9 protein-coding genes are annotated in these 20,918 nt (G+C 52.6%); 4 read left to right on the top strand and 5 right to left on the bottom strand.

All coding sequences use genetic code 11. The features are described 5' to 3' along the window. Window positions 1–47: 47 nt before the first annotated feature. Window positions 48–3,557 (bottom strand): hypothetical protein, encoded by a 3,510-nt coding sequence (locus KIH39_RS17120; RefSeq protein WP_213494437.1) that lies wholly within the window; start codon window positions 3,555–3,557, stop codon window positions 48–50. Continuing rightward, complete coding sequence (locus tag KIH39_RS17115; RefSeq protein WP_213494436.1) at window positions 3,554–6,754, bottom strand: hypothetical protein; 3,201 nt, start codon at window positions 6,752–6,754, stop codon at window positions 3,554–3,556. The genes KIH39_RS17120 and KIH39_RS17115 overlap by 4 nt, the downstream gene beginning before the upstream one ends. A 277-nt stretch (window positions 6,755–7,031) precedes the next feature. On the opposite strand from KIH39_RS17115, the gene leuS reads away from it, so the two are divergent. The 4 genes from leuS (at window position 7,032) to KIH39_RS17095 (ending at window position 13,888) form a co-directional block, all read left to right on the top strand. Next, window positions 7,032–9,842 carry a leucine--tRNA ligase gene (gene leuS, locus KIH39_RS17110; RefSeq protein WP_213494435.1) on the top strand — a complete coding sequence of 937 codons (2,811 nt, stop codon included), beginning with the start codon at window positions 7,032–7,034 and terminating at the stop codon, window positions 9,840–9,842. A gap of 183 nt (window positions 9,843–10,025) precedes the next feature. Continuing rightward, window positions 10,026–10,442, top strand: coding sequence for a hypothetical protein (locus KIH39_RS17105; protein WP_213494434.1), 417 nt, complete (start codon window positions 10,026–10,028; stop codon window positions 10,440–10,442). 321 nt (window positions 10,443–10,763) lie between these two features. Beyond that, window positions 10,764–12,002, top strand: coding sequence for an HD-GYP domain-containing protein (locus KIH39_RS17100; RefSeq protein WP_213494433.1), 1,239 nt, complete (start codon window positions 10,764–10,766; stop codon window positions 12,000–12,002). Between the two features lie 104 nt (window positions 12,003–12,106). Further along, window positions 12,107–13,888: a carbohydrate-binding family 9-like protein gene (locus KIH39_RS17095; protein ID WP_213494432.1), complete on the top strand. Its 1,782-nt coding sequence runs from the start codon at window positions 12,107–12,109 to the stop codon at window positions 13,886–13,888. Window positions 13,889–14,636: 748 nt separating this feature from the next. Here the strand turns inward: KIH39_RS17095 and KIH39_RS17090 are convergent. The 3 genes from KIH39_RS17090 to KIH39_RS17080 are packed head-to-tail and all read right to left on the bottom strand — an operon-like array spanning window position 14,637 to window position 20,650. Further along, a complete protein-coding gene (locus KIH39_RS17090) occupies window positions 14,637–15,794 on the bottom strand; it encodes a serine/threonine-protein kinase (protein ID WP_213494431.1) in 1,158 nt (385 codons plus the stop codon). Window positions 15,795–15,853: 59 nt separating this feature from the next. Beyond that, window positions 15,854–17,788 carry a matrixin family metalloprotease gene (locus KIH39_RS17085; protein WP_213494430.1) on the bottom strand — a complete coding sequence of 645 codons (1,935 nt, stop codon included), beginning with the start codon at window positions 17,786–17,788 and terminating at the stop codon, window positions 15,854–15,856. A gap of 15 nt (window positions 17,789–17,803) precedes the next feature. Then, window positions 17,804–20,650 (bottom strand): serine/threonine-protein kinase, encoded by a 2,847-nt coding sequence (locus KIH39_RS17080; protein WP_213494429.1) that lies wholly within the window; start codon window positions 20,648–20,650, stop codon window positions 17,804–17,806. Window positions 20,651–20,918: the final 268 nt, after the last annotated feature.

The following is a 20,918-nucleotide window of genomic DNA, read 5'->3' as shown; positions in this document are numbered from 1 at the left end:
CGCAGAGTTGTCGGTGAAATTCTCGTAAGTTTAGTCGAAGTAACAAGTCAACGATCGGATTTCAGCAGAATTTTCATCGTCGGATTGTCTGACCCGATCCTCTGAAACGTTCGATCCGGAGGGGTAAGTACACTTGGGCCAAACAGGGTCCGCGCCGATTCCCGCCAGTAGAGTTCGCTGGGAATCTCCAGAAATTTCTGAGGTTCCTGCAAAGTGACTTTGTCCCAACCGGTCTGGCGATAGCAGTAATGCGTACTGCTGGGGTATCCCTCCAGTGAAACCGGCCAGTGGATCGAGAGCTGTTGGGTCGGCAGTTTCGCCGGTACCATATCGACGAGTAAGCGAAATTTGCCACTGAGAGAATTTTGCAGATCGACCTTCAATTCCCGGAAGCCGTTTTTTACCTCCGGGTTTTGAGTCCAATCTTTAATCGACGAATTTGGCAACGGATTCAAAACGCCATCGGGTCGCACCTCCACCCGACTGATCAGCCATTGCTCGGGAATATTCAGGCTCAACTGCTGAATCGATCCATTTTTGACATCGAACTGCCAGGCCGACTGCAGAGCGATAGTTCCAGTTTCGATTTCCAGGCGATGGATTTCGTAGAAATCAATTTTTCGATTCGGATTCTGAGAACTCCAACGGAAGTGTATCGTCCGTACTCGGCCCAGGTCCGCCACGAGTACCCTTCCCAGAATGGAAGAATTGATAGTTTGTTCTCCCCGTGGATTTATCACCCGGGCCTGCTGAGCTGAGGGTGGAAGAAATAATTTAACACGGGCCTGCGGCAGTTCGGGGATGCCGAATCGAATCTCACTGTCGGAGCCATTTTCCAATACGGGCGTTTCGACCGTTACCACCAGACGATGCTCCCCGGCGGTTTTAAGGTCGACTTCATACTTATCCGAACTCAAAGCTCGCGGATAACCTATCTGGCCATCGATCATTACGCTCCGCAGCCTCGCATCAGGAAGTGCAAAGCGGTAAGTCAATTCGTCCTTTCGGGTCTGCAATTTCCAGTCGAGAATAAACTCCGCCGAGCTTTCGTGCACGGCGCCCACATACTCGGCCTCGGTTACGATCAGATTCGTCGAGCTGTCCGGCTTGGGTTTTTTCAGATTCTCCAGATATTCTGTCGGCACATAAGCAAATTTGCCTTCGGTTTCGCTGACGACCCAGATGCGAATATTATCCGGTGGCTGACCGGCGGAGAGACCTCCGGTGAACCAGATAACGGCGAGAAGCAGTAGGCTCCCGGCTGCTACTTTCGCCGGAGGAGGTGAGTTCCGGGGGCTGGTAGTGACAAGAAAACGCACTAAGGTGAGAAGCGCCAGGACCACCAGAGCCAAAAGAACAAGTTGCTGCTGACGATAAAATTTGAAGGTGCCCTTCAGAGCGGTTCGTCCATCGCCCGGTTTCTGAGAACGCAAGATCCAATGCTCGGGGAGTTCCCATTTGATGGGACAATCTCCCAGGAGATTCTCAGGTACTAATTGGGAGCACTCCAGATGGAAAAATTTCGTTTGCAGGGGTAAGCGATAAGTGAGTTCGAGATCCAGCTGCGGATTCAGGGAAGGTCGTGGCAATTCGATCAACCAGTCTCCATTTTCCGCAAATTGCATCGGAGCGTTCCGCCCGGCTATCAGCACTTCCTGAAGTTCGAAGCGGCGCGGTATCACCAGGGGGGCCCAATAGTCTTGGGAGTTCTGCAGCAAGATTTTACTGGCAAGTTTGCACCGAACCGTCCGACCGCTTTCGATGGAGCAGTCGAGGCTCTCCGCTTTCCAGTTCGGTTCCTGCAAAGTCGCGTTGGGTCGGCTGGTGCGTCCCGTCGGACTTGGGAAAGCCTGCAATTTCTGAATATGCGCTGTCAGTTCTGCGTGTTTGCCTGTTTGCGGTGTCGCAATCTCAAGAGCTTTTAAGAACGGGGAGCTGTACGAGAGTACGGGAAAATCCAAGCTGGCACTCCAACCGACGGGCAGTTTCCAGCTCAACCGGGTTTGCACATCGACGGCCGATCGAATCCGCGGCCAGGGAATCGGTAGCTGAAAATCCTCCTGCAATTGAAGACGCCGGCGATATCCCACCTCGATTTTTGCCAGGCTACCGGGGATCCAGCCGCGCAAAGGCTCGATGATCAGATCGGTGCCGCGGACCTGCCATTCCGGAGGTAAATCGGAACCGGCTATTTCCACCCTTTCGACCTCCCAATCCTTGGGTATTTCGACCGCAAGTTGCGAAACGCTGCCAAATTTCACCTGCAATTGAATCTGCTGTCGCAGTGTCGCGCGTTCCTTCTGAATACTGCATTCCAGGATTTGCTCGGCGGAGAATTCCCCGGCGCGCGGTCGGAGTTGCAGTCGAGGACGAGTGAGATTCTTTCCGACGGCGGGAAGCGCCGACTCCAACATCAGGCTTTGCGTTCCATCGCTTCCGTTCAGCCATTTATCTGCGGCCCGAAACGTACCTGGTTGAACTGCCTCCGGCTTCCAATTGGAGATTGCCCGAAATTCCAGCTTCTCCGCCAGACAAAGGCCGTTCTCTATCCGTAAAGAGGGGCTGGTCCAAGTGACGCCTTCGGAGGGTAGAGGCGAGGCCGTACGGACTTGTAATCGGCCGCCGCGGATCGGTTCGTTTAAACGTATGCGTATGCGTTTATCGGCCGTATCCTTAATGTCCTCAATGGTCCAATCGAGCAGATTATTAATCTGAATTTGTCGAACGATCTGGCGGACATCGTGAATCAGAACTAGTTCGGTCACTCCCGACCGGCTGATATCCAGATCGAAATCGTAATCGTTCATAACTTGATTGGTGCGAAAAGTCTGAACAGCGTTCAAGCGACTCCGAATCAGTACGCTTTGTGGCGGCCCGATCTTTCGGATGGAAAACGCCAGACGATTCTGGCCGCCGAAGACCATCCGCCAGCGCAGTTGTCCGTCCGGTTGGGGAACCGGGCCATCGATCAGTATTTCCTGTAGCGGGTAGGGGCGCGAATCGGCCGGAGTATCGAGTTCGAAAATCGCCACCGGCGCGGCAGGTACCTGAAGGTCGAATCGTATTTCCCCGGGGTCGGCCTGACCGTTATACGACCAATTGAAATGAAGCGATCCTTCTTTTACCACCGCCAGGGATAACTGGTTACCGAGATTCGATTCCGCAAGATGAAATTCTGCTCTTTGACCTTCTTTCCAAGTGGCTTCTTTCAAGGCAAGTTGCATCGGTTCGACCGGGAGCCAACTCGTAGTACCCGCACGATGAGCGATTTTCCATTCCCCTTTACCAGTGAGGAAACTGTCGCCACTGGCCGACTGGACCCATTTTGCTTGATAGGCAGCGGAAATCAGCCGAGTGCCCACTTCTTTAGGATGGGAAGCCGGCGGGTTAAGAAGTACATCGAGTTCCGACGGGGGCAGTTTGGTCAATGGCGGAGTTTCGGGCTTCGCCAATTCTTTCTTTAGCTGCGAAGGGGTCAGTGCTATCTTCTGCTGGCCGTATGTCCCGGCCGCAAAAAAAAGGAGCAAAACGATCAGCGCGAGGAAACGCCCGATCATTTGTTGCTCCCGAGTGAAGACAGAGGTTTATCCGCCGATTTGGTCGTGTTGCGGGCGCTGCCGTTTTTCGAAGGCGCGCTTTCCACAAAAGTGATGTGTGACTGAAAGCCTGGGAGTTTGTTGCGTATCCGATGATATCGCATCAAATGATATTGGACGTAGCCGAAAATCAGAAGAAAGCCGATGATTCCGGGCAGCGCGCAGGCCAGGAGGATAGGCAGCCATTGCCCGTTCCAGAGATAGATCGTCAGAATTCCCGCAATGAGCAACAAGCTGATTATCCAGCGGATGAGCATTTTCGCTTTCAGAATCGAATAGCAGATCACCACGGCCAGACCGGAAAGAATCATCAGCGTTCCGTATCGGGGCAGCAGCAAGACCTGTAAGTCATCCAGCGTGTTTTGCCGGGCGGTAATACCCGCCTCGTCGAGTTGCCAACCGGCCGCTTCCGTCGGCTCCTCCCCACTGGTAAACCAGCGCTCCAGCTCCTGAAGGCCGCGAGCCGCGACTGGAAACGGTAACCCGGGTCGTAAGCTCCAGGATTCTTCGAATATTGCTTCGCTCCAGGCCATAGGTAAGGCCCGACCCGGCAGGGCAATTTGCCAGCGGCAGGGCCCTACCGATACTCGCCCCAAAGGAATCGGTAGTTGCCAATCGGCCAGTCCCAGAACGCGACCCGGACGGTTGTATCGAAATTCGATCACGGCGGAACGATCGGGTTTCCAGGCCGGCATTTCGATCTGTACCCGGTTCGGGTCGTTGGCCGGAGGAGTGACTTCGAACGACTTGCCGTTCAGTAAAATTTCCAGATCGCTGGCATCTGAGGGAAGTTGGAAATCGATGGTGCGGGTCAGCCAGCGGCGAACCAGAAAACGCACCCGATTGCGCTGCTGGCGATCCGGCATCTGGGATTGGGCGAATATCCGATCGATCCAGACCCGAGTTTGAATGCCGGAACCTTGTCGAGGTACTAGCTCGAAGGAGAGATCCGCACCCGGGGCCACGCTGCGGAGCACTTTAATAGGGAGATTCTCCCGCTCGGGCACAATCTCGTACGGGGCTGCCTCCCAGAGATGATTCTCGGCCTGCATCGTGTTCAAATCCCACTCAATCGTGCTGGTGGAATCGTACCAGAAACGCACATCGGTATTCGTCCGGCCCTCGGCCTCAAGCCAGAAAATGGGCACCGAATCCAGACTCAAAGATTGGGAAGATTCGTCCGATTTCGGATCGGGAAGAGGTATCTCATAACTGAAGCGAAAGACCGCTTCCTTGGTGTTCGTGGTTGAGATCGGCAACACGAAATCGCCCGCGGCGGAAACTTCGCGAGAACCTCCAGGAGTGCGGATCGCGGTGACACCGCCTCGCGATTTCCAGCGCAACCTCGGTGGGACCGTTTCCAAAAAGGTGACTTTACTCTCCACATCAAAACGGAGCGATTTTTCTTTGAGCGTCAAATCGACAATGCTGATCGAACTAACTCGAGGAAGTCTCGGCTTCCAATCCAGCAGCACTTCCCCGACGGTTCGCGCGAGTTTGGCGCTCATGATGCCCCCTCCTTGCGATTCCAGGGGAGCCGTCCAGGTGCCGGCTTTATCCTGATCCCACTCGCGAATCGTGCCGGACACTTCAATACCCGGTGAGGGATTGGCGGTCAGGCTGCCTTCACGATCGAGAGTCTTATAAGGCCGGGGCAACTGCAGGTTGGCCGATTTTTCTGAAAGCGGAATCGGATAAAGTCCTTCGAGCGTGATCGTGAAGGGATTTCTTTTCGGGGCGGCCAGGTTCACGGAAATCAAGCGCTGGCTGGGGTTCAAGTTCTTCACTGCCTCGGCCGATACTACTGATTCCACGGACTCCACCAATTCTGGAGGCGTCACCAGCACGTTTTCCAATTCGGTTGTGACTGGAACCACTAACTCGATTTTGTCGATTTCCTTGCGTATCGGTTGAACGGTCACATCCGTTTTCAAGCGCCAGCCGGTTTCCGAATAGTAAAGCGAATGACTGGTACGAGTCTGGACCACACCGACGGCGGGTCGAATATCCAGCTCCGCCAAGGGCTGCGGTAAATTGTTCGTAGAGGACATGGAACTGAAACGTAACGAAATTTCAGAAGGGTCATCGCTTCCGGGTTGGCGTTTTGTATCCCCCTTGAGGATCTCCTTGACTCGTAAAGTGGGAATACTTTGGATCTTGATGGTCCCGGTTTGTAATGGGAGATCCAGGACCCCGATGGCACACAGAGGTACAAGCTCCCTGCTATTGGGATTTTTGCCGCGCGTCTGGGTATAGCTGACTGTAACGCTCATATCGACGTTAGTCGCTTCGGGAAAAGCCACTTTCCAGATGGGAGGTTCTTTGGGCTCCGGGCGGAAAATTCCCGGGGGCGGATCGAAGGAAGTTTCCAGGGAAGTATTGCCGACCGCTCGAGCGACCGTCAATTGACTGTTCGTCGGAGCGGCAATCAGCCATTCCCGTGCTGGCCCCGAAAGGTTGAAAACGACATTAGTGACGATTTCCGTATCGCGAATCTGCACATCCCAAGTGCTGCGGGCCATACGCTGTTTGTCCGGCGTCGGCTTGGTCGGTTCTTCCCAGGCGACTTCCAGATAAACTACCGGACCCAAGGCTTCTCCGGCTCCGCTGGAAGCAAGACTGGACGATGAGTATCGCTTACTCTCAATGGCCTCCGTGCTGTTTTCCCGTCGGCCGATTCGAATTCTCTTGATCGTCTCGGCGCTATTCCATTTCAAGACCGTAATAGGACTACCGGGAAGTTGCAGATCGAAGCCGAGTTCGAGATTCCGCAATCCTCGAGGCTGAAGAGGAGCTTCCACAGTCAGGGTGATTTCGTGATCGCCGGCTTTCTCCACCGCGACTGTCAATCCCGCATCGGTGCTTTGCAATGGCGGTAGACCCTCGGGCCATTTCGCTTCGGTGACGAACGCTTTTTTTAAACCCAATAGAACATTCTGCTTCGGCTGCGTGGTCCGAAACTGATACTTCAACTGGAGTAGGGCAAATTGATTATCGCCAATTTTTGTCTGCTGGCCTGTGATGTCGCAGCGGCTCGGCGCGACCGGCTTTTCCTGGGTCAACTGCTTCTGCAATTGTTCCAGTTTCGAAGTGAGTTCTTTGAGCTTGTCGGGAGTCGCAAGAACCGGCTGCGGATCCTGAGCGCAAAGCTGCGCCATCCCACTCAACAAAAGTAGGAATGCGAAAGCACGGCTTATTGGTTTCCAACCCATTTCTTTTGAACCGCGATCCGTTAGATCTCGTCCTAGACCGAGGATGTGAACCCGTCACCGGGCCGGCGATCTCCACTATAACAAACGTTCCACCCCACTGGATACCGAGTTTTCCCCAAAGTTGTTACAACCCCCCGATTTTTCCCGATGGGAAGAACCGTACCGATTGTATGGGATGAAAGCCGGGCCGGAGGTGATAAAAATACCGGCCAGGAGAATTATAATGCCGAACTACAATCCCCGGGTCATCGAACCGCGCTGGCAGAAATATTGGGAAGAGAACAAAACTTTCGCCTGTCCCGATCCCCACGCGCCGACCGTTGCGGGTAAGCCCAAGATCTACATACTCGATATGTTCCCTTACCCCAGCGGGTCGGGCCTGCACGTCGGGCACCCGGAAGGGTACACCGCGACCGATATTCTGAGCCGCCAGAAGCGCATGGCTGGATATCACGTCCTGCATCCGATGGGCTGGGATGCCTTCGGGTTGCCCGCCGAGCAGCACGCCATTACGACGGGCGAACACCCCAGCATTAACACTAAGAACAACATCGATAACTTCCGTCGACAGATCAAATCTCTGGGTTTCAGTTACGATTGGGACCGCGAAGTCGATACGACTGATCCGAACTATTTCAAATGGACGCAGTGGATCTTCCTGCAGCTTTTCGACACCTGGTACGACCACGATCAGAAGAAGGGTCGGCCGATAGCCGAATTGCCCATCCCGGCCGATTTCAAAAGCGAAGAAGAGAAGCGAAAGTTCATCGACTCCAAGCGATTAGCCTACTGCGCCGAAGTACCCGTGAACTGGTGCCCGGCGCTGGGAACGGTTTTGGCGAATGAAGAAGTCATCGATGGTAAATCGGAACGGGGCAATCATCCGGTAGTGAGACAACCACTCCGGCAGTGGTTGTTACGCATCACCGAGTATGCGGAGCGCTTGATCGATGATCTCGAACCGCTCGACTGGTCGGAATCGATCAAACAGATGCAGCGCAACTGGATTGGGAAAAGCGAAGGGGCCGAGGTCGATTTCGCCTTGGCGTCCGGGGCCGCGAAAATTCGGGTTTTCACTACCCGGCCCGATACACTTTTCGGGGCCACCTACATGGTGCTCGCTCCCGAGCATGCGCTGGTGGAATCGATTACTACTTCTGAGCAAAAGTCGGCCGTGCAAGCCTATCGGGAAGCGGCCGCGCGCAAATCCGATTTCGACCGCACCGAACTGGCCAAGGAAAAGACCGGCGTATTCACCGGCGCTTATGCGATCAATCCGGTGAACGGCAAGCAGATTCCTGTGTGGATTGCAGACTATGTTCTGGCGACCTACGGCACGGGGGCGATCATGGCCGTGCCGGCCCATGATGAACGGGATTTCGAGTTCGCGAAAAAGTTTGGACTACCGATACCGCTTGTGGTGCAGCCACCGGAAGAATGGTTTAAGAAAACTAGGAGCACTCCAGAGAATTTGACGGAAGCGTATTGCGAAGAGGGGGTCGCTTGCAACTCCGGTTTACTCGATGGTTTAAAAACCGCAGAAGCCAAGCAGAAGATCATCGCTCATCTCGAAGCGAAGGGAGCGGGCACACGGCGCATCAACTATAAGCTTCGCGATTGGCTCTTCTCCCGGCAGCGCTATTGGGGTGAACCTTTCCCGTTGTTGCATGAGTTGGACAGCGAAGGCAAACCCACAGGCAACATTCGCCCACTGGAATTGAAGGATCTGCCCTTAACGCTGCCTCAGATGGCCGACTTCAAGCCAACGGGTAGTCCCGAAGGTCCTTTGGCCAAGGCGACCGACTGGATCAACGTCACCATTGATGGGAAGAAGTATCGTCGGGAAACCAACACCATGCCGCAGTGGGCGGGGAGTTGCTGGTACTATCTGCGTTACCTCGATGCGAAAAATCCCAATGCCTTCTGCGATCCCGCTAAAGCCAAGCACTGGTTGCCTGTGGATCTCTATGTCGGTGGGGCCGAGCACGCCGTGCTGCATCTGCTCTATTCCCGCTTCTGGCACAAAGTCTTATTTGATCGAGGGCATGTGCACTGCCCGGAGCCCTTCCAGAAGCTGGTGAATCAGGGGATGATCCTGGGCGAGATGGAATATCGCATCAGCGCGGAAACTTATGAAAAGCATCGTGCAAAAATTGAAGAGTTGCGTGTAATTCCCGCGCATGTAAAGAATGAGGAAGAGGAGTATTACGTTTTGCGTCTTGCCGATTCGGAAACTGCTAAAGGCAAGAATCTTCCCGACGAGCAAATCGAAAAGCGAAAAGGACGCACTTTCCTGGTCGGCACAGAAGTCGAACTTACGGGCAAAGCTGACAAGATGTCCAAGAGTCGCGGCAACGTCATCAACCCGGATGACGTGGTCAAGGAATATGGGGCCGATTCGCTGCGGCTCTACGAAATGTTCATGGGGCCACTCGAAGCGACCAAGCCCTGGAGCATGAAAAGTGTCGAAGGGGTCTATCGTTTCCTCTCGCGGGTTTGGCGTATGGTCGTCGACGATCGTGCCGAGACGAATGTGCTTTCCCCGTTGGTGAAAGATGTCGAGCCGGATGCGGAAACTCTTCGGCTTATGCACAAGATGATTCAGAAAGTGACCGAAGACACCAACGGCCTCCGCTTCAACACGGCCATCGCGGCCATGATGGAGTTCAGCAATCATTTGACCGGTAAAGAAGTCCGGCCCAAATCGGTTTTGGAAACTCTGACGCTTCTGCTGGCACCTTACGCTCCGCATATGGCGGAGGAGTTGTGGAATGTGCTGGGGCACACGACGACGCTGGCTTATCAAGCCTGGCCGAAGTTCGATCCGGCTTTACTGGTGGAAGATCGGGTCGAGATTCCCGTGCAGATCAATGGCAAGATTCGCGCGAAGCTGATGGTGGCCGCCGATCTCGATCAGGCGGGGTTGGAAAAGTTGGCACTGACTGACCCCAAAGTGATCGAACAGATAACCGGTAAATCGATCAAGAAAATCGTCGTCGTACCCAAGAAGATGGTGAATATCGTTGTGGCCTGATGCAGAATTTCCGTCGCGGGTGCTTACCTTCGATTAAACCTGCTTCGGCAGGGCTTTTGGGGGAGTGGAGAAAAAATCGTCTGCACTGATTCTTCATCGAGTCAGTGTTTCTTTTAAATGAGGATGTTCCTAGAACGAAGTAGAGGCATCGTTCATTTCCACCGTTTCAATCAGGAGCAAGGTATGCGTCTTTCTGTAATCGCAGCTGGAATATTCGTGCTATTCACCGGCCTCACTTTCGCCGAAGACAAAGTCGCCAAACCGACTGGAAAGTGGGAAAAATCGGCAGGCGACTTCAAGATCACTTTTGAATTCAAAAAAGAGGACAAAGTCACGATGACCGTCACGAATGACGGCGGTGGCTGCGTGATTGAATCCAAAGCCACTTACGAAAAAAACAAAGTGAGTTGTGTCGTAGAATCCTGGACCAACAAAGGTACCTTTCCGGTCGAGAAGGAAAAGGGCTACAAGTTCAGCTTCGAGTATACGGGTACGGGTGATGGTAAAAAATATACGCTGAAGAATTTTTCCGCTGATGATGTCAGCGATCAGGCTCGCGAATTGATCGAAGGCGACTACTCGCCGTTCAAAGGCGACTGAGTTCACTTTGCTGAAGCAATAATTTTGAAAGGATCGCAGCATTTGCGATCTTTTTTTTGTTTGCTCACTTTCTGACTTAACATCCCATCCAATTCCTTTCGCAGAAATTAATTGAATGTCGATAAAGCTGTTCTAAGCTATTCGTTAGTCAGTGGGCTCCCCCCAAGTTCGTTTCGTTATTCGATCTGTTCCGACTCGCAAACGGCAATTTCGATTAGCATTGGGGTATGCGAAATAGTGGATGACGAAGTCGCACGCTTCGTCCCATTCTCGCAGTCGATTTGTAAAGTTGGAATCCAGGCCGGATTCAACGAGAACGATATGGCTCGAAATCCCAGGAATCTTGAACCTTCACCTCTGCCGGGTAGCCTTCCTACCTCTGAAGATGCCGAGGAACGACGGAAATTTCTTGAAGCATTTCATGCCGACCGCCCACAGCCAGACAGCAATCTACTCCTGCCGAAAGTTCACCGAATTCTCATTGTCGACGATGAGCCTAAGCTTCGGGATATTTGCCGCACCGCTCTCCAGAATGGGCCAATTCAGTGCGAAGAGGCGGCCGATGGCTTGCATGCTCTACAAGCGATCTCCGAACGACCGTTCGATCTCATTCTTCTCGACATGGCCATGCCTCGTCTCAACGGCGAAGAAACTTTGAAACGCATCCGCCAATCTCCCACCTGGCCGAATCTGAAAGTCATCGTTTTTTCCGGCCATATGCCGGGCGACGAAATGGCGGCGTTGCTCAGTCACGGCGCCGATGACTTCGTCCCAAAACCTTACAGTGTGGCTCAACTGCGAGCCCGCGTGAACGCCGCCTTACGATTGAAGCAGGCCCAGGACCGCTCCGATTTGCTGAATCACCGGCTGAGCGGAGTCAACTACGAACTCGAAAAAGCTCTCGGCCTGAAAGACGAGCACTTAATATCGGCCCGCAATGGGCTGGTGCTGGCATTGGCAAAGCTAGTGGAATATCGTAGCCTCGAGACGGGAACGCACCTGTTGCGTTTGCAGAAATTCTGCCGAGCTCTGGGCGATGAAGCCAAGAAGATGAGTGAATTCAACTTGGTGGTAGACGAAAATTTCGTGCAGACTCTGGTTGCCTGCGTTCCCCTGCACGACATCGGCAAGGTAGCCTTAGCCGATCACATTTTGCTTAAACCGGGAAAGCTAACGGACGAAGAACGCATTCAAATGCAGTCGCATACCATCGTTGGAGCGCAGACACTCCAGTCCGTTGCGGCTGAGTATGGTTTTGCCGCCGGTTTCCTCCAGATGGCCATCGATATTGCCCGATATCATCACGAAAGATTCGATGGCATGGGTTACCCAGATAGATTGCACGGCCACACCATACCGCTGGCCGCCCGGATTGTCGCAGTGGCCGACGTCTACGATGCGCTGCGCTCCCGACGAGTTTACAAATTGCCCATAACTCATGCTAATGCGAAAGACCATATCCTCACGCAGAGCCCGGGGCATTTTGATCCCGCCGTGCTGCGACTTTTCGAACGTTGCTCCGACGAATTCGAACGAATTTTTCAGGTAGCGGGCGATTGAGTCGCATCGGAATTTTCGCGATGAAATCTCGCTGATTGAACGCTTTCTCCGTACTCTTTTAACTGGTACGACCCTCCTTCGAACAATTCCAGGAGTCCTCTCCCATGCGATTGCTGTTTCTGGCAACCTGCTGCTTCCTTTTCCCATCGGCTCCTGCTCTGGGACAACCGGCCAAGGCTACGGAAGATATCCGCGAGTTGAAGCTTCGAGACTGGGAACCCAAGTCGATGATGGTGACCAAGGTGAGCATTGTCGAAAAACCGATGTACCCGGTCATCGACATGCACAACCATCTGGGCGGTGGCAAAAATACATTAACTCCCGATCGGGTGAAACGCTATCTGACGGAGATGAACGAGGCGGGCGTCCAAACAGTCGTCAATCTGGACGGCGGCTGGGGAGATCGATTGAAGGAAACCCTAGCGGCACTCGACGAAGCGCACCCCGGCCGATTTCTGACATACGCCCTGATCAACTTTGAAAACCTCGACGATGCGGATTGGGGAACCCGGGAGGCCAAGCGGCTCGAGGAGAGTTTCAAGGCCGGGGCAAAAGGGTTGAAGTTTCACAAAAGTTTGGGGCTGACGGTCCGCCACAAGGATGGCACGCTAGTGGCTGTCGACGATCCCAAACTGGATGAAGTTTGGGAAATGTGTGCCAAGCATGGCCGTCCGGTGGTGATTCATATTGCGGATCCGGCCGCGTTTTTCACGCCTTTGGATAAATACAACGAACGCTGGCACGAGCTGAATTCCAATCCGGGCTGGCTCTTCTTCGGCGAAAAGTACCCAAAGCGGGAAGTACTGCTCGATCAACTGCATCGGGTCATCGCCCGCCATCCGAAAACGACCTTTATCAATACCCACTTCGGCAACAACGCGGAAGATCTGGCGTCAGTGGCCGACAAGCTCGATAAGTATCCGAACATGTATGTGGATATCGATGCCCGCATTTCCGAGCTCGGCCGACAACCCTACGCCGCTCGCAAATTCTTTCTGAAGTATCAGGATCGAATCCTGTTCGGAACCGACACGACACCCCGGCGGGAAGCTTACCGAATTTACTATCGTTTCCTGGAAACGGAAGATGAATATTTCAATTGTGCTGCCAGCCATCATTTACAGGGCTTCTGGAACATCTACGGCATCAATCTGCCAGCTCCTGTTCTGGATAAGATTTATCGGCGGAATGCAGAAAGAGTGCTCTACGGCTTGAAGCCGGATGCTTCGAGGCCTGGACCTAAGGAGTTGCATGTTGCAGAGGTGGAGGATTTCGAACTCAAGGGCGACGGCTCGGCGGAAGCCTGGAAAAAAGCCGAATGGCAAATGCTCTCTAAGCGGAATAAAGACAGCCTGCCGTATGAAACGAAAATCAAGGTTCTGCATTCGAACAAAGGGCTTTATGTCTTGATGGAAGCCACGGATGAGAAATTGACCTCCACTATTACCAAGGATTTTCAGGATCTCTGGAAAGAGGATGTCTTCGAAGTTTTTCTGTGGCCGGATGATCGGGACGCGATGTATTTCGAGTACGAAATTTCCCCACTCGGGTACGAATTGCCGATTATCATTCCCAATCTGGAAGGGCGATTCCTCGGCTGGCTACCCTGGCACTATGAAGGGGCGCGCAAGATTCGAAAAGCGACATCTGCCCTGGGTGGAGAGTTGAAATCGGGGGCGAAGGTGACCGGCTGGAAAGCGGAATTTTTTATCCCCTACGAACTCATGCAGCCTCTGCGAAACGTGCCACCGAAAGCTGGTACGCGCTGGAGGGCCAACTTCTACAGAATGGATTACGATAACGGCAAAACCAGCAGTTGGGACTGGTCCCGCGTCGGACCCAGCTTTCACGATTTTCAGAAGTTCGGTACTCTGATATTCGATTAATGACGTCGGTCTTTGTTAAGAAAGTGTATAGATCCTATGAAGCGCGGATCTATACTCGAAAGAATTATAGAGATTAAATCCTTGCGGCGATCTATACTTCGTAGTAGCCGCGAAATGGATCAATCTTCTTTGGTGTATTCTTAACTGCCAATTTGGGAAAAGCCGTGTATAAGAAACTCAGTAGGCAGTACCAGACGCTCGCTGACAGAACCCAGTTAATAAGCAGGATAGCCCCGATAGAAAATTGCTCGTTACCGAATGAGTAGAGCTGAAAGCCGGGTTTCGAAATCCAAAAAAGTCCCTCGAATTGACTGAAATTCAGAAGAATCCAAAACACGATTTGCGTAACAAACCCGTACCACATAGCCTTCTGCCACTTCATCATCTGCCTCCCGTGAAATGAATACCGACTTGAAAAATCCATGAAGCATCGCATCGACCAAAATTCGCATTTCGGGCGATCGTCCGTGAGAGGGCAAGAATAATACGTTGCGAAAAACACTCTTCTAAGTTGAGCAAAAACAGGTCAAGTCTATCACCCGGATACTTGTTTAAATCCTAGAATTGTGAATCAAATCCATCAGAGTCGACTAATCATTTTTACTCGATACCAGTCGATGATCGCAAGTGAATTTTGATAGAGAAAATCGATTAAAGTGTTTTATTGCGACGCCATAAAGATATTGGCGGAATTTTGAGAAGTGCGAGTTCGCCGGGACGATCTATCCGATAGGAGTTTGAGAGAATGCTAAAATAATCGTTTCAGGAATGAAAAGCTGCCTTTTTTAGGTGATGAAAACGGGTTCAAGTTATTGTGTTTTTCGATCACAGACTGTGCCGGGGGCGTGAGGGTTTCCCAGACCTTCGGTCTTTTACTGGTAGAATCTTTTTTGTCGTGCTTGCGATTCGCTTCGATCCACTCCATGGCTTCCGGCACCTCAGAGGTCTGACTGGGGCGTCGTTCGGGATCTTTTGAAAGCAGGATATGCGTCAGTTCGGCCAATTCCGGCGCTACATGAGGATTGAGTTCCGCGACCGGGATAGCCTCTTGCGTGAAAACGGCCATCAAAGCATTCGAAGAATTTTGTTTGGGAAACGGCAGCTTTCCGGTCAACAGCAGGTATAGTACTACTCCCAGACTGAAAAGATCGCTGCGAAAATCGATCAGATCGCCGCGAACTTGCTCCGGGGACATAAAAGAGGGCGTCCCGGCGGCGATATCGAGGTTGGTCAAAGAAGCGCCCTCTTCCTGATACCGTGCAAGACCGAAATCCAGGATCTTCACGCGTCCTTTGGGAGCTTCCAGCCAGAGATTAGAGGGTTTGATATCGCGGTGAACCAACCCGATTTTGTGCGCCGCCAGCAGTCCGAGAGATGTTTCGCGAATGATGCGTATGGCCTGACTGATCGGTACGCCACCTTTTAAGGTCAAGTAGCGATCCAGGGTGTTGCCGTGCAGATATTTTTGAGCAATGAAAGGAATGTTGTCTATTTCGTCCGCTTCGTAGATCTCAACGACGTGGTCACTGGAGATTCGTGCGGCGGCTCGAGCTTCCTGCAGGAAACGATCCCGAGCTCGCATATTAGAAGCTGCGGTAGGCAGCATGACTTTCAGAGCAACATTACGTCGCAGTTTGTGGTCGAACGCTTTGTAGACGGCTCCCATGCCGCCAGTCGCCAGGAGGCGGATAATTTCATATTTTTCCAGTCGTTTTCGGCCGCGCAGCGGGTCGTAACCGACCAGAGATTTGACTTTATCCTCTAAATCAACCGTTTCCAGTGCGTTCAACTGCGTCGATGGGAGTAACCCAGTCTTAGACGATTCGGAATCGGCCGGAGAAGCCTGGGAAGGCGACTTCGGTCCTACCTCTAAATCTACTTTGCGAACATCGATCGAACTCTTCATCGGTCTACCCTATACTCGAACATTGAACTCTACTGCGCAAAAACCTTTCCACCAAATAATTACTTTGTTGTGGTGTAAGTAACTGAAGTTGTAGATGTATGCGTGGTAGTCGAGCCGGTCGAACTTGTATGAGTCGGAGCAGTACCCAATGGGCTACTCGGGGCAATATCAATCGGATCCGTGAGCGTGACGAGATCCATGATGACGCCCAGGTTCGGGACATTGCCAAAAACATTGAAGCCGGTGATGGAGACCGTATAGCTTCCCGGGGTCAGAAAAAGAGTATTGCTGAAACTCGTACCCTGCAGAACAAACCATGTGGAAATGGTATTACCCGAAGCGTTCGTGATCGTCACGGTAGCACCCGAAAGCGGGGCACCCGAGGCGGAGGTCAAGGACAGTTCCAGCGAGAGTATCTGGCCCTCATTAATCGTAAGCACTCCCGTGCTGCTGGGGGCCGCACTGGTCAAGGTCGTTGACAAAGCCTGAAGCTGCTGCACGGCCACCGGTTGAAAGACAGCTGTCAGTAAATAATTGCTGGCAAATGATAGAATGTTGCCTTTAACCTGGATATAGAACTGCTGCCCTCTGGTAACGTTCAGGATCTGGTAAACATTATGGAATCCTTCCGACGCGATAGACTGGAGCGATAAGGCCGTGCCGTTTGAGTTATAGACCGTCACATTCGGTGCAAAAGTGGCTACAGGATCGGTAGTGCTGGAACCGCGAGAAGAGTTGTATGCGGCCACGACGATAGTTAAAGTCGTTGTGCTTCCACTCGCCAGTGTCGGAGCAGTAACTTTATAGTAAGAGGGAGTAGAAAGGTTTTGCAGGACCGCAAAAGTCTGATACGACAGCTGACCGGTTGCTCCGCTGTAGCTGGGAATCGTTTGAGCATTCGAGAGGCTTGAATTGCTGGTCGTGGTCGAAGTGGGAGTCTGGGCCAGGAAACCGTAAGGGGCACTTGCGGGCGCGGTCGCCGAACTGGCGTTGAATACAGTGGAAAGTGTATAGGCCCCCACATTGAAAACGGGATCGGTCGAGAAGACTTCCACGTAGTAGGTTTTGCCGGCAGTCAAAAATAGAGTTACCGATGCGTTGGCACCGTTGAAAGTCGTATCGGATTGGGTTTCCCCGGAGGTGGCCAGAACGTTACCCGAGGAATCCAGAACCTTGAACGAACCCTGGAGAAGGCTGATAGTTTCTGTAGAGAGCGTTAAGGTCGTTGAACCCGTCTGGGTACTTGGCACCGTGAATTTGTAATACTCTGTTTGACCAGAAGCAGTTAAGGAAGCGTTCGTAAAGAGATTGCTGGAACCAGTGACGGCGGGAATGGCGGTGGCCGTTGAGAGTTTAGTGCCCGCACTGGAACTGCTATTTGCGGCGCCATACAGGCTTTGGATACTAGCGATATCCGTTTCATCGAGTCCAGTTCGAATGCCCTGATAAGTATAATACATCACCGAGTTTGGATCGGTCGTATTATCGTCGATTCCCAAAGCATGGCCGGATTCGTGGATGACGGTGGAGAAGAGATCGTAAGCCCCGTTCGTTCCGCCGACGCCAAATTTATAGTTGGTATTCAGAATGACGTCCCCGGCACCTGTTTCCGAGGTGTAACCCGGAGGAGCCGTGAGAGCCAATTGATTCGAGTTAAACGCTTCACCGAAGATTCGGACATCTCCGAAGTTCGGATCTCCCTGGATGAAACCGGGTGAACCTTCGGCCGCTCCGTTATCGGCCACGACGCCGAGGTTGATGTTGGAAACCGCCACCCAGGATTCAAGTGCTTTAAGTATCTGTCCTTGCCATTGGGCCTGGGTCAAGCCATCAGCAGTCATGGCGGCAAATAGATTGCTCTGATTGCCTTGGATATTTGTCCCATCGGGGGCGAAGCTCACGGTAATGTTCCTACCCTGCCAGGGAATGCCGAATGTCGCCGGGACAATACGCTCTTCGAAGGTTTCCAGCTTCAATTTGTGGTGCGTTTTCATTTGAAATCCTTCGTATTAAGGTTGAGCAATTTTCAATTGTTCGGTTTTCTGAACGAAGTCGGACAAGACTTTGAAATCCGGATGGTTACGAACGGGATCCAAATCTTTGTCGATCATCAGATAATCGAATCCGAAGCCACGCTGCAGACTGGAGGCCAGCTGTTTCAAAGCTTCGGGAACATAGCGGAGGTCTTTTTTTGCCAACAGAGCGTAAACGCAGGCCGTCTGATATTGAGCGTTGGCGGAGGGCTCGCCCGCTTTCATTTGGGAGACGATCTTCAGGGCTTTTTCGGCCTGCCCCAATCGGGCGTAATAGACGGCCAGTGCATCGCGAGCTTCGAGAAAATCGGGGTTGCGTTTCAGAAGCCGTTGCAGAATGTCGATCGCATTTTCGGTGTGATTGAGATACCGGGCCTCGACGTGAGCCTGATTCTGGAGAGCTTCCACGGGTTGAGGGTCGATTTTCTCGGCGGCTTGAAAATCGAGCAATGCGGCCTGCGGATCGGTTTGCATTCTCGCTAAGCCTCGCGAGAGGAAATCCTGGTACTCGACGGCATGGCCCGCGAAGCCTTTTTCCAGATCGCGAGCCGCGGCTTCCTTGTCCCCTTTTAATTCATTCAGCGTCGCCCGAGTGAACCAACTCCAGATCGGAGGCGAGGGCTGGTTGCAAACGATATCTATAGCTTTCAAAGCTTCCAGGTAGTGTTGATGCCTTCCTAAAATCTGGGCCTGGAGCAATCGAATATCGGCATTGTCGGGTTCCAGCAGGGCGGCCTTTTCGATATCGATTAGCGCTTGCGGAATTCCCAGCTTATTGGAGATGTAGGCTCGGTTGTAGTAACCGGCGCTGAAGCTGGGATTTAGTGCGATACAGACGCTGTACTCCTGATGCGCCCGCAGATAATCGCCGGTCATATGCAAGGCCCGACCCAGCAGGAATCGGTACTCCGGCACGTTGGGATATTCTCGCTCCAAGCCCTCGAGAATTTTCAGTGATTCGCGATACCTCCCGGACATCTGGAGTTCCACAGCGCTGAGGAAAGATTTTTTTTCGGCAAGCAAGGGCAGTTCGCGCAAACGCTGATGATCATTTTTGAAGGTGTTTTCGAGCGGTTTGCCGAGCGCCGGATGCGTCAGTTCGGTGAGGCTGATGAAATACGATAGCTCTTCCGCATTCGCTTTAAGCCGGCCGCGTTCGGTCTCATCCAGATGGGAAAATGCGGGTTGATTTAACCAGTTGACATCTCGATCAGCCCCGAGCGTTTTCAACGCTTCGAAGCCGTGCTTTAACCCCTCCTGTATCCACGAGGGTTGCGCGAAGGGGGCCGTCAGGTATTGACGGGTTAGCTGATTCTGGTCGTTAAACGAACGGATTTTTTCCTGGCCTATCGCAATATTATCTGTCAGCTCCCGCTGCCGATTGTCGTAGGAATTTTTGGCGAAGGCCACGATCACGCACAGAAGCAGACTGGCGGCCAAGGCCACTAAAACGAGCGGTGAACAGAGCTTGGGATTACGCCGCGTCCATTTCTGAAGTCGTTCGAGTCGGGACGGATCTTTGGCATATCTTAATGGCAGATTTTTCAAGTGCCGTTCAATGTCTTCGACGAGTTCCGATGCGCTCTGATAGCGCGATTGCGGATCGGGTTGAATGCATTTGAGGACGATCGATCTGACCGCGGGTGTCACACCTGTATTCGTCGTCATCGCAAAAACCGGATTCACGAGTCGCGATTCCAGCATTAGGGGAACCGCCTCGGTCAGTGAACCGGAGATCGTTTCCTGCGCGTAAATGCATTTCCCGGTCAGAAGCTGATGCAGAATCAGTCCGAGCGAATAGAGATCGCTTCGGCCATCCAGCTTAATGGCTTGGCCCGCAACAGATTTCAACTGCTCCGGGGACATATAGGGGAGGGTACCCCCTTGGAAGATCTGTCGCAGTTCATCCTTGACATCCTGGGCCAGATTGAAGTCCAGGATCATGGGTGTTCCGTCATCAGTCAGCAGAATGTTCGCAGGTTTCAGATCGCGATGGATGATGCCGCGTTCATGTGCGTGAGCCAATCCCGCCGCGATTCCCTGACCGATCCACAGCACGGCCTCCACATAGGTCAGTTTCGAGAACCGCTCGAGGAGCTTGATCACCGAATCGGGAACTGAGGTCGGGCCTTCCTCCTGGGGTAATTCCGGGAGTTCGACGCGGGTACTCACTTTCCGATCGATAACGGTTTTAGGACTGACTCGATCTAAAGTGGAAAGATCCATTCGCCGGCTTTTAAGTGTGCTGACCAGATAATCGGCGGATTGGGGGAGGATCTTTCGGTCGCGAATCTCCCGATAAATAGTCGCCAGAGTGGTAGAGCCATAATAAGGCATCACCACCGCTTGCAGGGTTCCGGATACTCCCGCCGAATAAACCGGCATGATATTGGTGTGCTGGAGTTGGGCTAAAGTTTGCGACTCGCAAAAGAGATCTTCGGAAATTTTGATTGCTACCAGGCGACCGGCCAGGCTGGTTTGCCGAGCCAGGAACACTACTCCGAAGCTGCCTCGACCCAACTCTTTGATCAGCTCGAAATCGAGGAAGATATCGCCCACCTTGGGAAGTTTGGTGGACAAGTGTTCAAAGTGATCGAGAAATTTTTCGTCGATGACACCTCGGGTGACCAGTGTTCGAATTTCCTGGCGCAGGGTATGGAAGTCCAAGTCCGATGTGTGTTCGGCGGATTCTTCCCGCAGAGGCAGATTAACGATTTTGGATACTTTTGTCTGTTCGGAGGAAATGGCCTGCAAAGCCTGCGATCTTACTGTGCCAGGATCGGGGAGCGATTGGGCGAGCTCGTCTATCAGTTGCGATCTCATTATTTGCGAACCCAAAATCAGATCCAAACCCAAGCGACGGGGCTATATCGATTCCCTCGCAAGACTAATAATTGGAACCTAGGACGATAAATTTGGCTGTGCGCCGAATTTTGGCTGAAAATGCAGACTATTTTCCTGACGTAACTTGATTTTGGTCGAAACGTATTTTTCACAAAAAAGGGTTCAATTTAGGTGGCACTTCATCCCGGAAAAAGCGCTGACTGAAATGGAGAAGAGGAATTATCGTCGGCAGGTTAAAATTTTTCTG

Origin of the sequence: Telmatocola sphagniphila (assembly GCF_018398935.1) — a bacterium.
GTDB lineage: Bacteria > Planctomycetota > Planctomycetia > Gemmatales > Gemmataceae > Telmatocola > Telmatocola sphagniphila.
Note: the sequence above shows the minus strand (reverse complement) of the source record. Positions and strands in the feature narration are given on the sequence as shown.

Bases quoted from the DNA above. Each gene is read 5' to 3' on its own strand.
- KIH39_RS17120 (WP_213494437.1), bottom strand. From the start codon at position 3,557: ATGATCGGGCGTTTCCTCGCGCTGATCGTTTTGCTCCTTTTTTTTGCG.
- KIH39_RS17115 (WP_213494436.1), bottom strand. From the start codon at position 6,754: ATGGCGCAGCTTTGCGCTCAGGATCCGCAGCCGGTTCTTGCGACTCCC.
- leuS (WP_213494435.1), top strand. From the start codon at position 7,032: ATGCCGAACTACAATCCCCGGGTCATCGAACCGCGCTGGCAGAAATAT.
- KIH39_RS17105 (WP_213494434.1), top strand. From the start codon at position 10,026: ATGCGTCTTTCTGTAATCGCAGCTGGAATATTCGTGCTATTCACCGGC.
- KIH39_RS17100 (WP_213494433.1), top strand. From the start codon at position 10,764: ATGGCTCGAAATCCCAGGAATCTTGAACCTTCACCTCTGCCGGGTAGC.
- KIH39_RS17095 (WP_213494432.1), top strand. From the start codon at position 12,107: ATGCGATTGCTGTTTCTGGCAACCTGCTGCTTCCTTTTCCCATCGGCT.
- KIH39_RS17090 (WP_213494431.1), bottom strand. From the start codon at position 15,794: ATGAAGAGTTCGATCGATGTTCGCAAAGTAGATTTAGAGGTAGGACCG.
- KIH39_RS17085 (WP_213494430.1), bottom strand. From the start codon at position 17,788: ATGAAAACGCACCACAAATTGAAGCTGGAAACCTTCGAAGAGCGTATT.
- KIH39_RS17080 (WP_213494429.1), bottom strand. From the start codon at position 20,650: ATGAGATCGCAACTGATAGACGAGCTCGCCCAATCGCTCCCCGATCCT.